The sequence below is a fragment of the Henriciella aquimarina genome (genome assembly GCF_002088975.1).
Taxonomy (GTDB): Bacteria; Pseudomonadota; Alphaproteobacteria; order Caulobacterales; family Hyphomonadaceae; genus Henriciella; species Henriciella aquimarina.
Map to the genome: position 1 here is coordinate 1 of NZ_NCST01000045.1, position 14,009 is coordinate 14,009.

Sequence of the window (14,009 nt, forward strand, 5' to 3'; positions counted from 1 at the left end):
AATCTCGTTCGCCTGGCGAAGCTCCTTCACTTCGCGCTCAAGCATCTTGATCCGCTCGCGCTCTTCGGTGCTTGGTCCCGCCCGCTTGCCGGCATCCCGCTCGGCCTGCGCCACCCAGCCATGCAGCGTCTGCGGCACGCACCCGATCTTGCCGGCAATCGAGACGATCGCTGCCCATTGCGACGGGTACTCCCCGCCATGCTCCATCACCATCCGAATGGCTCGCTCACGCACCTCTGGCGAGTAAGGATGTCTCTGCTTCCTGTCTGTCATAAAACCACTCTCTCAATGAAAATGGCCTCCGGCAAACCCGGCGCGGTTCAGTCTTATGGATGAGATGACGGCGTACAATGGTCGAAAAAGCCAGCTCCACGAGATGATTGATCTCGGAATCGGAAATGAAGACAAGGCGGCGGCGAACGAAGTCGTATGCGATCTGGCGCTCTTCGAGCGTCTCGAACTGCCTCAACCAGAGTGCCAGGCTTTCCAGGAACCGGCGCCCAGGGGCATATTGCTGATATTCGTCATACTTGTAGGCCGCGAAAGCCTCCAGGACCGCGCGCTCCGCAGCTTTTACATCGGTCCCCCAATCCATGATCCGGGTGAGAAGCTTTTCTGCAAGTTCACGACGCATAGACATTTCCCCGGTCGCCAGCCTGCACTCTCAACCTGCCCACCCCGTCCTCGATGATAAGGTTCTTGAGATAGTACAAGGTCGCCTGAACTCCCTTGACGCCAGCGGGTGCAAGCGCCCAGCAATGCTCGGAATGTCGGCTGGCTTCATCGACGGACAAACCGAACGGACTGTCGAGAAATTCAGCATCGTTTCCAGGCCAGACTCCCTTGTCTCCGAGCCGCATGATGACACCTGGAGGCTCGATCCGGTTCTGGAGTTCTTTCACCACAGCCAGCTTGGATGCGGGCCTGAACTGAATATCCACTGCATGGCTGGACGCGGTCACCGGAGCAGCAAGACCATGGTCGGACAGGAGGGCATTCACCACAGAAAGCGTCTCGCCGACATCAAGATAGGGTTTCAGCCTCAAGGCGATCTGAACCTCGTTCGCCCGGATGTCACAATCACGCAGCACAGGGTGCTGGCTCAGCGCCTCGACAAGCCCCGGATATCCGCAAGGGCCGACCAAAGGATCCCGGTCATCGTCGAGATGCGTCAGTACAGCTCCATTGTAATAACCCATGACGATGCCTGGCCAGAACCGCTTGGGGAGGCAGTTTCGCAACGCAACGCCTGCTGAAGGCCCCCGCCCGGTCGCCACGCCGATGCTCATTCCCTGTTCCAGCACTCTGGTCAGCGTTTCGGAAACCGCTCCGGACAGAGGCCCAAAGCGATTGCGGGAATCGCAAAGGGTTCCATCATAATCGAAGGCCAAGGCAGCAATGCATGTCTCCTCCCAGACGTGCAGCGCGCGGTCATAAGCTGCGTTCCAGGCCCCCATTACCGAAGCATTCAGATGAACCTCGGGCGCCTTCCTTTGAATGGCGATCTTCCGGTTGATCTCCGAAGGCCTGCGTTTTAATGCCCCAGGTCCGAGATTGTAGAGTTTGCGGCCAAACCCTGGAACACCGGGTTTGGCCGGATCTATGCCAACCACCGCGCCGGCCGCAGCGCTCAGATACAATCCTGCAATCAGGCCTGCAATTGCCTGCTCGTCAGCTTCTCCCGCGATGTCCAAACGCCAGATAGCAACATCTTCAGGGATTAAATCCAGGGTCCTCGAGGCCAGGGTCTTATGCTGCTTCCCGGCCAGCGCGATAACGCCCGTTTCCTCTCCCCGCTTTGCCATCCAATGATGGCGACCGTGACCAAAATTTCGGAAGTCCGCTGTATGAATGGCGCCGAGTGCCGCTTCAACAAATCGTGATTCCAGATCAATTGCCGTCGACACCAGGAATGGACTGTAGAGTAGGCTCAGATATGATCTTCCAATCACATCCTTGGCTGCGGTTTCCACAAATCCGAAGGTTGGCGATGCGATCGTTTTTTCAGCGAACTCTTGGAGGGACGGCGGAAGCGTTGATCGTTCCCCGAAGGCCGCATCATAAGCCCTTTTTAGAAGAAGAGCTGACCCGACCATGGAGGCAACAGCCAGAAAGCCGTCCTTGAATCGATGTGCCGAACTGCCCACGACATCGGTGTAGGCGTAGCGCGACTGCAGGGCATGCAGAGGTGTGTCATCGGCAAGGACAAGCGCCCCGACAGGTCCAGCTTCTGCTTGTGCTGCAATCTGGAAGGCAACGCCAATATCCCGATTGCGCCCGCTTGCAGAAAAACAAAGTGTTCCTGTTCGTCGCGGAGGCGTCGCAATAATCTCGAGCGGCGTTGCGGGCCGGGCCAACTGACCAGTCCTATACTCATGCAGACTGGCTGCAAAGCTCGCGGTCGAATAGGAACCGCCCGATCCGACCGTCGTCAGCGGATTGAGACTGAGGCGCTCAACGAGGCGGCAGATTTCTGATACATCAATGGAGTGCGCCGCGCGATAGACATCGGCCAATTGCTCCAACTCGCGTTTGTACCTGTTCGTCAAGCATCCCTCGTGTGACAGAATTTGTCTTCATCACCAGCCTCGTTAGTTTAAGGCACCGCACATTGAATCCTAACCTAAGAGCGATTCCGTTATCTGGCCATTCTTGAATGACTTATGAGCCAGTGCGTCGCTTATCATCGGACATGAGTAATGACCCTCCCGGAACCCCGTATCAAAGCGTCGTGCCTGGATCACTTATCAGCCGGCTTTCGGAGGACCTTTTCCAGACGGGGCTGCTTGAATCCGTATATCGTCGATTGCAGCTCAGGGGAATTTATTGCAGCCGCCCCTTGTCCACCCCAGCGTACAGGAAGGCCAGAGAAGGAGACTGACGCAGCGGCACCAATCGGCACCTCCCCCCCCTCAAGGATGCGGAATATACCGGCAGGATCCAGGACACATGACGATCAACGTCAAGGCCGAGCTTGTTCTAAACCGTGCGAAGACTAGCGACGAAGCGCTTCGATTGCCGCCCTTGTGCCGGAGGCGCTGAGAACTTTACGGCGTCTGGCCCCAGGACAGCCAGCATGCCGAACCGTCTTATCTTGCGGTCAACCTGGACGATCGGAACCTTTGCGGCGCCGCTGCGGGCGGCGGAACAGGCACAATGGGATGGAACCCGGCCAGGTTAAGCGTCCTTCTCCGGAACAAGGCACTAAGCACGCATCAGTCTGCCGAAGGGGCGATCGTAAACCGCCCAGCGCCGGTGTCTGATGGGAATGAGAGGCTGTCAAAACGCCCGAATCAGAAGGACAAGACAAGTTCGGCCGGCCAGTTGCCCCTTTAACGGAAGGGGGCCCTAGAAACCTCACGATCATTTGCCTTGTTTTTCGAGCGCCTTACCGGGCAGCAGGCGTGCGGACAGTCATGCCGTCCAGTTCATCCTGGACAACAATCTGACAAGATAACCGAGAATTCTCCTGCACGGGGGATTCAGCATAATCCAGCATCTGTTGCTCAGCCTCGCCCGCGAAACCTACCTTATCCAGAAAAGCTTCTTCGACATAGACATGGCATGTCCCGCACGCACATGCCCCGCCGCATTCGGCGTCGAGTTCGGGTATATCGGCCTTGACGCCCGCCTCCATGAGAGTTTCACCGACTGACGCTGCTACAATTCGGGCTTCCCCCGAATGATCAATAAACGTGATTTTTGGCATTCCACAAGACTGACAGGCCCAGAGGCCATGTCTCTTCCTTTCAATACATCAAGGCTTTCGCTATCCCAGCGATGCTATACTCGCCTGCTTTCGGCGCTGTCCCTTCAGCGGCCAAAGCCGCTCAGGCCCACCAGCTGCGCGTTTACATTTGTGCGTCGAGGCCAATGCTTGTCGAGCTATCTATTTTGTCAGCGCCTCAAGAGCGCCCACCTTGGCCATTCTGGGGTCGGGGACCCCCTCCCAGTAATCAATGGATTCAAGGGACGCGGGCATTTCGCGCGGATCACGAGGTGCGTTTTCCGGAAACTCCTCCATTCCGTAACTGTACTCGACCGTCATGCCGTCGGGATCGAGGAAGTAAATAAACACTGATTCCGATGGCGGGTGCTTGCCGATACCATAAACGATAGGAACTTCGGCCTTCTTCATCCTGTTATTAGCCTTCCCGACATCTGCCATCTCGGTTACCATGAAGTTCACATGATTGAGTCCGGGCTCTTTAGCTGCTCCAACGCCCAGGGAATGATGGAACCGATTCGGAAAACAGCGCATGAAGGTAACGACACCTTTTATCCTGTCGGACACACGAAAATTCAGGTCCTCCATCAGAAAGTTTTCCGTCGCTTCACGATCAGGACTGCTCAGAACAACATGGCCGAGCCGGGCAATTTTTGTATGTGTCGGCTCATACGCACAGGGGGCCTCGGCCATATCGCAATAGAATTCAAAAGTCGCGCCCGTGGTCGGCTCAGAGGCCCTGAACGCTTCGCCAATGCCTAGTTCTGCCTGCTCTTCCGGACTGACTGGAACACATTCAATATCTAGTTCTGCGAGGTGCTCCCGGGCCGCTTTGAGAGCGTTGTCGCTCTCCATCTGCCACGCGACGCGCTTCAAAGCCGGCTCGCCTCCCTGATAAAGGACGAGATCGTGATGCCTTCCGCTACACCGCAGGAATGCGACCCCATCAGCAGGCTCCTTGTCCATCTTGAGGCCGACAAGCGTCTCATAGAAATATCTGGACGTCTCAAGGTCCGTCACGGTCAGGGCAACATACCCCAGGCGCTTGTACCTGATTTCATCGACGCTCATTTGACTGACTCCTTTCCAGAACACCTCTCATCAACCTCGCAATGCAAATCCGCAAAGGGCCCACAAGGCAATTAATACACATGTATAAATTATAACGACAGAAAGGTGAAGCTTCAACATGTCTTATCGGGGCGCTTTGCGCTGTTGTGAAAGCTCGCCACGCCTTTAATCCATAAGGTAACGACACTCTCGTCGCCGTGAGAGAAGAGATCAATGCGCTGACACAGACAGGTTTTGACTAGCTTTCAACACAAACAGATGAATTATTGCACTGCAGCATAAATCGGTTGGCAAACTGTTTGTTCATGGTTTATGTGCAAGTAAATACGGAGGCATCGAGAGAAAATGGTTCAAATGGATGATCTAGATACAAAAACCAGGATCAAGGTTTGTGCCCGCCAGCTGTTCGCAGAGAGAGGGGTGGAAGCCGTTACCGTTCGTGAAATCGTTGCGGCATCGGGCGCCAAGAATGGCGGCTCTTTGAATTATTATTTCAAATCAAAAGAGGGGCTCATTATTGAGCTGCTCGCAGACGTGTTCAGGGACAGCAGCGATGGCTGGCTTGAGGGGCTGTCCGGGATGCAACGCGCCGGCGGGCCGCATTCCATCAAGGATGTCGTTACGGTGATTGTGCGTTGGCCAGACATGACCAAATTTGAAGATCCATCTCCGACCGCGAGCCGTTTCCTGAACAGCCTGTTGAGCACTAGACGGCAAATGGTACGCGATTTTCTGGAAATGATGAATTTCTCGGTATTCGGGCAGCTTCTCCGGTACATCCGCGATTTTCGACCCGATCTTCCCCAAGCCGTCATCGAGCAAAGGCTGATCTATTTTTCATGGTATGTGATGTCTGCAAAAGCCGCCCACGAAAGCTACCTCGCATCCGGCAAGAAAAATCCGATATGGGAGGAGTTCGACCCTCTTCAGAACCTTATCGACTGCGGAACAGGACTCCTTGAAGCCCCTTGCTCCCTCAAGGATCAAAAGACGGCGGAAAAGTTCCGCCGCAAGATCAATGGCAGCAAGGCGCATGCGCGGATTCGGGCACTTGACGCAGCCTTTCCGTCGTAAACGTCTGTCCTTCCGCGTTGGCCATGTGACTAACCTTTCCGGACCGTTTCAGCCCCTGTCTGCGAGTTTTTCCGCACAGGCAAGACTTTCAATTTGCCCGGCACACTCGCGAAGGGGGGCATAATAGTTTAGCGGGTTGTTTCGCCTGATCCCTCCAGTCGGCACGGCAACTGATATGGCGGCAATAGTCTTACCGCGTGGGCCCAGGACCGGCACGGCAATGCAGGTCATGTCATCTGTGACTTCACGGTCGTCAATTGCGAAACCAGACTGGCGAACAGTCAGGATTGCGGCCTCAAGCTCTTGCGGGTCGATGATCGTTCTCGGTGTTAGCGCAACAAAGGGCCCGTCAGCGAGATACTGCCCAAGAGTCTCGTCATCCAGCCCCGCCAGCAGTACTTTTCCAACAGCGGAGCAGTAGGCTTCGAGCTGCATGCCTTCGCGGGTGAAGCCTGCGGCCCTTGGAGCGCGCCCGGGTATGCGTATGTCATAGGTCACCATTCCTTCTTCCAATACACCGAGGTGCGAGGTTAGTCCCGTATAGGAAGCAAGCCTAAGCAGGTGCGGCTTTGCTAGGGGCACCAGAAGCCGCCGTGTTTCATATCCGCAATAAAGCAGGGACGCGAAAAGACCGGGACCATAATGATTGGGACCTAAGCGGGAAACCATCCCCGCATCGGCCAGTTGCGAGACAAGCCGGTAAGCAGTGGATGGGGGAAGGTTCAGCCGCGAGGCAACATCCTTGAAGCGGCCATTATCCCTGCTGGCGAGGATTTCCCTCAGTAGCTCGAGTCCTTTCTCCAGAGAGGTTCTGCGATCTTGGCTCATTCAAATGTTTTCCATATGGTGGGAATATTAGACGTTCTAACGTTTGAAATTACGCCAGCGCAAATTAAAATGTCCGTCTAATATTGCTTTGCCTGAGAGCAGTCAGTGAAAGAGGGAAAGACCGCATGACATCAGAACGGGACCGCTATAAAATAGCAGCTGGACGGCTTCTGCAGGCTTATGACGGCAATACGATAGAACCGCTGCGCGACATTGTAAGTCCGACAGATGTCGAAGGCGCATATGCCATACAGGCGATAAACACGGACTACTGGCAGGCTTCGGGGCGGCGTGTTGTGGGTCGAAAGATCGGTCTCACGGCAAAATCTGTGCAGCAGCAGCTGGGTGTGGATCAGCCGGATTTCGGGGTTCTTTTCGAGGACATGAGAATCGCGAATGGGGGGACCCTTGCACCTCACCGATGCATCCAGCCCAAGGCGGAAGCTGAAATCGCACTTGTTCTGGCCAAGGATATTCTGGCTGGACACGTAACACGCAGCGATATCGCAGAAGCAACGGATTATGCCTTGCCTGCAATCGAGATTGTCGACAGCCGAATCTCCGATTGGAAAATTACTTTTGCCGACACGGTCGCAGATAATGGATCCTCGGCGTTTTTCGTTCTCGGCGAGGACAAGAAGAAGCTTGACGACCTAGATCTCTACACCTGCGGCATGGCGCTGGAAGCTAACGGAGAAATCGCTTCACTGGGTGCCGGCGCAGCCTGTCTCGGCCACCCTCTGGACGCGGCAGCCTGGCTGGGCTCCACCCTCGCCGCGCATGGAACGCACCTCAAGGCGGGTGACATTGTGCTGACCGGGGCTCTCGGCCCCATGGTCCCACTCCATCCCGGTGACGAGGTTTGCGCGAGAATTGGGGGCGTTGGCACCTGCAGATTCACGTACGGGAATTAATAGAATGACGAAGAAAACAAAAGTCGCGATCATTGGCTCGGGCAATATTGGCACTGATCTTATGATCAAGGTAATGCGCAAATCAAAGCTTCTCGAAGTGGGAGCGATGGTCGGGATCGACCCCGATTCCGACGGGCTGGCGCGTGCAAAGAGCCTGGGAGTTGCGACCACGCATAAAGGAATTGACGGGCTTACCGCACTCGATGTTTGGCCAGAGATCGGCATCGTTTTTGACGCAACATCTGCTGGCGCTCACAAGCGGCACAATGAGATTGTGTCGGCATCCGGCAAGATCATGATCGATCTCACGCCTGCAGCCCTCGGTCCGTATGTCATTCCTGTTGTCAACGGCGACGACCATCTTGAAGCGCCAAACGTCAACATGGTGACGTGTGGAGGGCAGGCGACCATTCCGGTTGTTGCAGCTGTTTCGTCAGTGGCCGAGGTCCATTATGCCGAGATTGTTGCCTCGATCGCCTCGAAATCGGCCGGACCAGGGACTCGAGCGAATATTGACGAGTTCACGGAAACGACATCGGCTGGAATCGAGCAGGTCGGGGGCGCGACGCGAGGCAAGGCGATCATTATTCTCAACCCCGCCGAACCGCCCATGATCATGCGCGACACGGTCTTCACTCTGTCCAGTGGTGCCACTGAAGAAGAGATCGAAGCGGCGATCCTCGCGCAGGTGGAGAAGGTGCAAGCCTATGTGCCCGGTTACAGACTGAAGCAGAAGATACAGTTCGAGCGCTACGGTGCGAACAACCCGGTCCGGATTCCGGGCCTGGGGGAATTCGGAGGCATCAAGACCAGTGTTTTTCTCGAGGTCGAAGGGGCTGCACATTACCTGCCCGCCTATGCCGGAAATCTCGATATCATGACCTCTGCGGGCTTGGCCACAGCAGAGAAAATTGCTGAGCGGCGGCGTGAGAAGGAGTCCGCATAATGTCTTTCGATCCGACAACAGAGAAGCTCTATATCCAGGACGTGACCCTGCGTGACGGCATGCATGCCATTCGCCATCAGTACGGTATTGAGCATGTCCAGAAGATTGCTGCAGCGCTTGATGCGGCCGGAGTGGACGCCATTGAGATCGCTCATGGCGACGGACTAAACGGCTCCAGCTTCAATTACGGCTTTGGCGCCCATACGGACTGGGAGTGGATCGAAGCTGTGGCGGACGCCGTGAAGAATGCGGCTCTGGCCACGCTTCTGCTTCCTGGCATCGGTACCATCGAGGAACTGAAACAAGCTTACAGGCTTGGCGTTCGGTCCGTCCGGATTGCAACTCACTGCACCGAGGCCGACGTATCGAAGCAACACATCGAGACAGCCCGCGACCTCGGCATGGACACAGTTGGGTTCCTGATGATGAGTCATATGACAGATCCGCACCGGCTTGCCGAGCAGGCGCGGCTGATGGAGAGCTATGGGGCCGAATGCGTCTATGTCACCGACAGTGGCGGCGCGCTTGACATGGATGGTTATGCCGCCCGGCTTGATGCCTATGAAAGGGTGCTGCGCCCCGACACGGAGCGTGGCGTCCACGCCCACCACAATCTCTCGCTCGGCGTCGCCAATTCCATCGTGGCCGTCCAGCATGGCGCGCGGCGTGTGGATGCCTCGCTTGCCGGCATGGGTGCCGGGGCAGGCAATGCACCGCTCGAAGTCTTCATCGCCGCTGCTGACCGCAAAGGCTGGCAGCATAGCTGCGACCTTTACAGGCTGATGGATGCCGCCGAGGACCTCGTCCGGCCGCTGCAGGACCGTCCGGTCCGGGTCGATCGCGAAACGCTCTCGCTCGGCTATGCTGGCGTCTACTCATCCTTCCTTCGCCATTCCGAAAAGGCTGCGCAGCAATACGGCCTGGATACCCGCTCTATTCTTGTGGAACTGGGTAAACGCCGCATGGTGGGTGGGCAGGAAGACATGATCGTCGACGTGGCGCTCGATCTTCTGGAGCAGAACAAACAGTAAGATCGGCCCAGGGTTCGCGCCAACCTTGTTGCTCCACTGCTCAGTCGTGGCCGAAGGTCTCGCCCAGAAAAGCCTCGGCAGCGCCGCATCTCAAGCTTCGCACTTCGTGGTCTGACAATGACAGATTCGAGATCAGTTGGGCAGGATCCTGCTGCCTGATCAGGTACGGGTAATCCGTGCCGAGAAAGATTCGGCCTGGCGCAACCTCCCTGACCAAGTAGGACAGGTAAGCCGGATCCAGGACATTGCTGTCAAAGAACATTTTCCGAACGGCGGCGCTCGGAGCCTCCGCCATGCTTCCGCCAAACCCCTCGGTCAGTTCCCAGCCGGTGTCCATACGCCCGATAATCGAGCCAAGCGCTCCGCCGCCATGGCTGAACGCGATGCGAAGCCTTGGAAAGCGTTCGAGAAGGCCAGTCATGGCCACGGAAGCGGCGGCCATGGCTACGTCGAGCGGAAAGTAGACAAATGCTGTCTCACTTGGCGTGACAGCAACCGTCTTGGCCGCGACAGGATGTAATGCGTGTACAAAGACGGCTAGCCCTAGCGCCTCAGCTTCAGCGTAAAATACGTCAAAGGACGGGTCACCGAGCATGATACCGTTAATATTGCTTCCGATTTCTACACCTGACAGACCGAACTCTTCCTTGATGCGCTTTAGGTAACCAGCCGCCCTCTTCGGTTCTTGTAGTGGTGCACCACCGAGCCCACGGAACCGGCCGGGGGCCTGTGAAATCATCTCAGAAATCTGGGCATTTATGGCATCGCAGATGACAACGCCGTCATCCACAGAATGCCAGTAGGATAGAAGTTCTGGCATTGGCGAAAGCACCTGGATGGAGACCCGATCTCGATCCATGTCTTCCAGTCGGCGCGACACATCCCAAGACCGATCATCAAGTTCCCGAAAGGGTTTTTCTCCGATGAGGAGTGTACCGGCGGTCTTGGAGGCGCATCGCATGCATGGCCATCGCGCGCCGGCCTCGCTACTGGGCGCAGCCGGGAACTCAATTGGCGAAATGTGGCAGTGGACATCAATCAGCGGCATGTCATGTCCTCCCTACGGAGCAGGACCGAGCCGGAACACAATATAATCAAGGCTATAGAGGTCCCTAAAGGATGATAGTTACCTTGCCCTGATCCCGCAGGCTGTCCGAAGCAATAAATGTCCGCTTTGATGCAATGCGAAGCTTTCCATCCACCGTCCTCAAAATGTAGTTGTGATGTCCGGCATAAGTGTCGACGATCTCGTTCTTAGCCCTATGGGTGATGAATCGGCAGCTTACATGCACGCCCTCTTCATCACTTCCCTTGATACGGACATTGGAAATCATGTGCGACTGGACCGATCGTGGCCATTCTGCATGCGCTGCCTTGTCCAGCATACGCTTTACGCGGTGCCCGAGCCGGAAGTAATTATCAGCAATGTAGAATAGGTCTTCTGCGGAATCCGCTGTTTCGTCTGCTCCTGCCCGGGGCACTTCGTAGACCGCATCCTCGGTAAAGAGAGCCAGCCACTCGCCAAGCCGCCACTCGTCAAGCATTGCTGCTTCCTCAAAGAGAAAATCTTCATAGGCAGCACGGGACAAGGGCTGCTCGACGCTCTTTCTAGACTGTTGTGAACCTGCTGACATTACTCGCCCCCCATCCTGCGATCCCATTCGCGCCAGAAACAACGCATCTGTTCCTCATCATCAGCCTTGAAAGGCTCGCTCTCGGGCCGCGACAAGCCCCGCGATATGTCGTTCCAGGGCGCGAGCTGATAGGCAGCATACCCCCGGTGAGCAGATTCCAGCGCTTCGACATCATCGGGTGTGGCAAAGCCGCCAGGACCGAGGAATTCCAGGAAATTGTCCAGCCGGCGCTTGCGGAATTCGCGAGACTCGCCCTTCACGCCCAACGCCCATGCCGTGACATTCATCACGCCGGGAGCTACAGGATAGAAGGTCCTGATCGTGATCGCCATGATATCGTTGATTACCAGATTGGGAAAAATACCCGTATTGCGTCCCAGCCGGCAGACGCGTTCGGCGCGCTCCTTGCCGACGCGGCTCTCAACCTCACGCCGAATTTCCTCGACCTCTGCCTTGGCTTTTTCACCCCACGCCGGAATCCATTTAGCAACCGGCCGCCCCCAAGGCGCATCGCCCTCGATCGAAGCATGTCCATTTTTGAGGTCCATGACATTCGTAACAGTAGGCATTTCCGCCGGCCCGCCAATGGCTTCGGTCAGATATTTGAAATAGGTCTCATGAGTGTCGAGCGCGTGGTAGCCGTCATAACTATTCTCCATAAGGAGCTTCCAGTTCGCGCGGATGCTGTACTTCTGAGCACCGCCCACAACTTCCATGCCATTGGGGCTATGATCGCCAATGATGTCAAAGATCTGCTTTGAATCAGCGAGATAAGATTCAAGCGGCTCGGCCGCCTCATCGAAATTCACGAAGAAAAAGTCCCGGTACTGCTCAAGCTTGACCGGAACCAGATTTGCGCAGCCATCCTGATTGAAGTCTTCAGGATAGACTCCCTTCTCATGACGAGTGGCATAGTTCCCGTTATTATTGAAAGCCCAACCATGATAGAAGCACTTGAAGCCGAGAGAGTTGCCGGACTCCTGGCGCTCAACCATCGCGCCCCGATGCGGGCACGTGTTGAGGAAGGCGTGAAAGTTACCTTTCCTGTCCCGGTTGAAGATCATTTCCTTGCCGCCGACATTCCTCGTAACGAAATCGTTCGGGTCCGGAAGCTCCGACGCATGACCGATGAACAGCCAGCACCTGCTGAATATTCTTTCACGCTCCAAGTTTAGAACATCTTCGTCGAGAAAGACTTTGCGATTGACACGGAACAGGCCGTTCTCCCGGTCATCGACAACATATGATGCCTCCATTGTCTTGCTCGGGGAAACCAGCGAATCTGGCATTTTTCTCTCTCCTACCCTCTAACACGTCATTTTTTTTCGGCTCGCTTGATGACCAAGTGGAGCCAGCGCAGCATGCCTCAACAGCAACATCAACCAAGCCAGACGAGTTGCAATCAACCGACATTGGTATTACCAATCGTGCGTAAGGCTTCGGTCTACGCATGTCAAATTAAAATGCACGTTTCAAACAAGAGTGACAAGAGGTCAGTTCAGGAAAGGCCTGAGCTACCCCCCGAAATTTGGACACTGACATAAGCTACGATTTGCAGTCTGCTGATCTTCAACGACGAGGAGATCAGAGATGTCGAAACGCAAACAGCACGCGCCCGAGTTCAAGGCGAAGGTCGCGCTGGAAGCCCTGAAGGGTGAGGAGACGGCGGCCGAGCTGGCGAGTCGGTTCGGGGTGCATCCGACGATGATCCATCAATGGAAACGCGCTTTGCTCGAGGGTGCCTCCGGCGTGTTCGAACGCGGCGGCCGGAGGAAGCCCGAGATCGACGAGGAGCAGGTGAAGGAACTCCATGCCAAGATCGGGGAGCTGGCGGTGGCCAACTCTTTTTTAGAACGAAAGCTGAAGCCCTGGGGCGGGAAGTGAGGCGCGGGATGATCGAGCCTGACCACCCTGAGCTATCCATCGGGCAACAGTGCAAGCTGCTGTCAATCGCGCGCTCGTCCTTCTACTACACACCTAAAGGCGAGACCGAGCTGAACCTCGGCCTGATGCGGCTAATTGACGAGCAGTTCCTGGAGACGCCGTTCTTCGGTGTCCGCCAGATGACATGGCACCTGCGCAACGACGGGCACCTCGTGAACGAGAAACGTGTCCGGCGGCTGATGCGCCTGATGGGGCTCATGCCGATCTACCAGAAGCCCAACACCAGCAGGCCAGCGAAGGGGCACAAGACCTATCCCTACCTGCTGAGAGGTCTGCGGGTGGATCGTCCGAACCAGGTCTGGTGCTCGGACATCACCTACCTGCCGATGCAGCGCGGGTTCCTCTACCTCGTGGCGATCATGGACTGGCACACTCGAAAGGTCTTGGCTTGGCGCATCTCCAATACGCTGGAAGCCGACTTCTGCGTCGAAGCGCTGAACGAGGCCGTCCACAAGTTCGGCGCGCCCGAGATCATGAATACCGACCAGGGTAGCCAGTTCACGTCCTTCGCGTGGACCGACCGACTGCGCAGGACCGGCGTGCGGATCTCGATGGACGGAAAAGGCCGCTTCCTCGACAACATCTTCATCGAAAGGCTATGGCGAACCCTGAAATACGAGTGCGTCTACCTGCACGCCTGGGAAACAGGATCAGAAACAAAGACGGGCATCCGGAAATGGATGACCTTCTACAACCACAAGCGCCCTCACTCAGCCCTTGGCGGCAGGCCACCAGCGGTGGTTTACTGGCAAAGAAATAATATCAAGCAACCCGATCAGCAGGTGCAACGAGTAGCTTAATCTACGCCAGATCCTGTCCAAACGATGGGGAGTAGCTCAG

At 56.2% G+C, this 14,009-nt stretch carries 14 protein-coding genes; 5 read left to right on the forward strand and 9 right to left on the reverse strand.

Annotated elements, in window-relative coordinates; genetic code table 11:
• The 5 genes from B8784_RS07345 to B8784_RS07365 form a co-directional block, all read right to left on the reverse strand.
• Positions 1-273: transposase (locus B8784_RS07345; RefSeq protein WP_143435342.1), on the reverse strand; the 273-nt coding region annotated here is incomplete at its 3' end.
• Positions 227-634, reverse strand: coding sequence for a hypothetical protein (locus B8784_RS07350; RefSeq protein ID WP_084397022.1), 408 nt, complete (start codon positions 632-634; stop codon positions 227-229). The genes B8784_RS07345 and B8784_RS07350, both read right to left, overlap by 47 nt.
• A complete protein-coding gene (locus B8784_RS07355; RefSeq protein ID WP_084397024.1) occupies positions 624-2,549 on the reverse strand; it encodes an HAD hydrolase family protein in 1,926 nt (641 codons plus the stop codon). Before B8784_RS07355 ends, B8784_RS07350 begins: the two co-directional genes overlap by 11 nt.
• A gap of 839 nt (positions 2,550-3,388) precedes the next feature.
• The gene (locus B8784_RS07360; RefSeq protein ID WP_084397026.1) at positions 3,389-3,709 is read right to left on the reverse strand and encodes a 2Fe-2S iron-sulfur cluster-binding protein; all 321 of its coding nucleotides are present in this window, start codon (positions 3,707-3,709) and stop codon (positions 3,389-3,391) included.
• A 180-nt stretch (positions 3,710-3,889) separates the two neighbouring features.
• Positions 3,890-4,798, reverse strand: coding sequence for a VOC family protein (locus tag B8784_RS07365; protein ID WP_084397028.1), 909 nt, complete (start codon positions 4,796-4,798; stop codon positions 3,890-3,892).
• Positions 4,799-5,152: 354 nt separating this feature from the next.
• Here B8784_RS07365 and B8784_RS07370 point away from each other — a divergent pair, with 354 nt between their 5' ends.
• Positions 5,153-5,872 carry a TetR/AcrR family transcriptional regulator gene (locus tag B8784_RS07370; RefSeq protein ID WP_158085621.1) on the forward strand — a complete coding sequence of 240 codons (720 nt, stop codon included), beginning with the start codon at positions 5,153-5,155 and terminating at the stop codon, positions 5,870-5,872.
• A gap of 48 nt (positions 5,873-5,920) precedes the next feature.
• Here B8784_RS07370 and B8784_RS07375 read toward each other — a convergent pair whose 3' ends face one another.
• On the reverse strand, positions 5,921-6,700 hold the full coding sequence (locus B8784_RS07375) for an IclR family transcriptional regulator (RefSeq protein WP_084397033.1): 780 nt from the start codon (positions 6,698-6,700) through the stop codon (positions 5,921-5,923).
• Positions 6,701-6,825: 125 nt separating this feature from the next.
• On the opposite strand from B8784_RS07375, the gene B8784_RS07380 reads away from it, so the two are divergent.
• The 3 genes from B8784_RS07380 to dmpG are packed head-to-tail and all read left to right on the forward strand — an operon-like array spanning position 6,826 to position 9,591.
• On the forward strand, positions 6,826-7,614 hold the full coding sequence (locus tag B8784_RS07380) for a 2-keto-4-pentenoate hydratase (RefSeq protein WP_084397035.1): 789 nt from the start codon (positions 6,826-6,828) through the stop codon (positions 7,612-7,614).
• A 4-nt stretch (positions 7,615-7,618) separates the two neighbouring features.
• Positions 7,619-8,560 carry an acetaldehyde dehydrogenase (acetylating) gene (locus B8784_RS07385; protein WP_084397038.1) on the forward strand — a complete coding sequence of 314 codons (942 nt, stop codon included), beginning with the start codon at positions 7,619-7,621 and terminating at the stop codon, positions 8,558-8,560.
• Positions 8,560-9,591 carry a 4-hydroxy-2-oxovalerate aldolase gene (gene dmpG / locus B8784_RS07390; protein ID WP_084397040.1) on the forward strand — a complete coding sequence of 344 codons (1,032 nt, stop codon included), beginning with the start codon at positions 8,560-8,562 and terminating at the stop codon, positions 9,589-9,591. Before B8784_RS07385 ends, dmpG begins: the two co-directional genes overlap by 1 nt.
• Positions 9,592-9,631: 40 nt before the next feature.
• Here the strand turns inward: dmpG and B8784_RS07395 are convergent, their stop codons facing one another.
• The 3 genes from B8784_RS07395 to B8784_RS07405 form a co-directional block, all read right to left on the reverse strand.
• Positions 9,632-10,639, reverse strand: a complete 1,008-nt coding sequence (locus B8784_RS07395) for an amidohydrolase family protein (protein ID WP_084397042.1) — start codon at positions 10,637-10,639, stop codon at positions 9,632-9,634.
• A 64-nt stretch (positions 10,640-10,703) separates the two neighbouring features.
• Positions 10,704-11,225, reverse strand: coding sequence for an aromatic-ring-hydroxylating dioxygenase subunit beta (locus B8784_RS07400; protein WP_084397045.1), 522 nt, complete (start codon positions 11,223-11,225; stop codon positions 10,704-10,706).
• Entirely contained in the window at positions 11,225-12,514 is a 1,290-nt protein-coding gene (locus B8784_RS07405; RefSeq protein ID WP_233356016.1) for an aromatic ring-hydroxylating dioxygenase subunit alpha, read from the reverse strand. Before B8784_RS07405 ends, B8784_RS07400 begins: the two co-directional genes overlap by 1 nt.
• A gap of 301 nt (positions 12,515-12,815) precedes the next feature.
• On the opposite strand from B8784_RS07405, the gene B8784_RS07415 reads away from it, so the two are divergent.
• Positions 12,816-13,969, forward strand: a protein-coding gene (locus tag B8784_RS07415) for an IS3 family transposase (RefSeq protein ID WP_456077614.1) whose coding sequence is annotated in 2 segments (ribosomal slippage) — positions 12,816-13,068 and positions 13,068-13,969 — 1,155 coding nt in all. Because the reading frame shifts where the segments join, the coding sequence is not laid out codon by codon here.
• Positions 13,970-14,009 lie beyond the last annotated feature (40 nt).

Excerpts from the sequence above, each read along its gene's own strand:
- B8784_RS07385 (WP_084397038.1), top strand. The coding sequence starts at position 7,619 with ATGACGAAGAAAACAAAAGTCGCGATCATTGGCTCGGGCAATATTGGC.
- B8784_RS07375 (WP_084397033.1), bottom strand. The coding sequence starts at position 6,700 with ATGAGCCAAGATCGCAGAACCTCTCTGGAGAAAGGACTCGAGCTACTG.
- B8784_RS07365 (WP_084397028.1), bottom strand. The coding sequence starts at position 4,798 with ATGAGCGTCGATGAAATCAGGTACAAGCGCCTGGGGTATGTTGCCCTG.
- dmpG (WP_084397040.1), top strand. The coding sequence starts at position 8,560 with ATGTCTTTCGATCCGACAACAGAGAAGCTCTATATCCAGGACGTGACC.
- B8784_RS07405 (WP_233356016.1), bottom strand. The coding sequence starts at position 12,514 with ATGCCAGATTCGCTGGTTTCCCCGAGCAAGACAATGGAGGCATCATAT.
- B8784_RS07380 (WP_084397035.1), top strand. The coding sequence starts at position 6,826 with ATGACATCAGAACGGGACCGCTATAAAATAGCAGCTGGACGGCTTCTG.
- B8784_RS07400 (WP_084397045.1), bottom strand. The coding sequence starts at position 11,225 with ATGTCAGCAGGTTCACAACAGTCTAGAAAGAGCGTCGAGCAGCCCTTG.
- B8784_RS07350 (WP_084397022.1), bottom strand. The coding sequence starts at position 634 with ATGCGTCGTGAACTTGCAGAAAAGCTTCTCACCCGGATCATGGATTGG.
- B8784_RS07370 (WP_158085621.1), top strand. The coding sequence starts at position 5,153 with ATGGATGATCTAGATACAAAAACCAGGATCAAGGTTTGTGCCCGCCAG.
- B8784_RS07395 (WP_084397042.1), bottom strand. The coding sequence starts at position 10,639 with ATGCCGCTGATTGATGTCCACTGCCACATTTCGCCAATTGAGTTCCCG.
- B8784_RS07360 (WP_084397026.1), bottom strand. The coding sequence starts at position 3,709 with ATGCCAAAAATCACGTTTATTGATCATTCGGGGGAAGCCCGAATTGTA.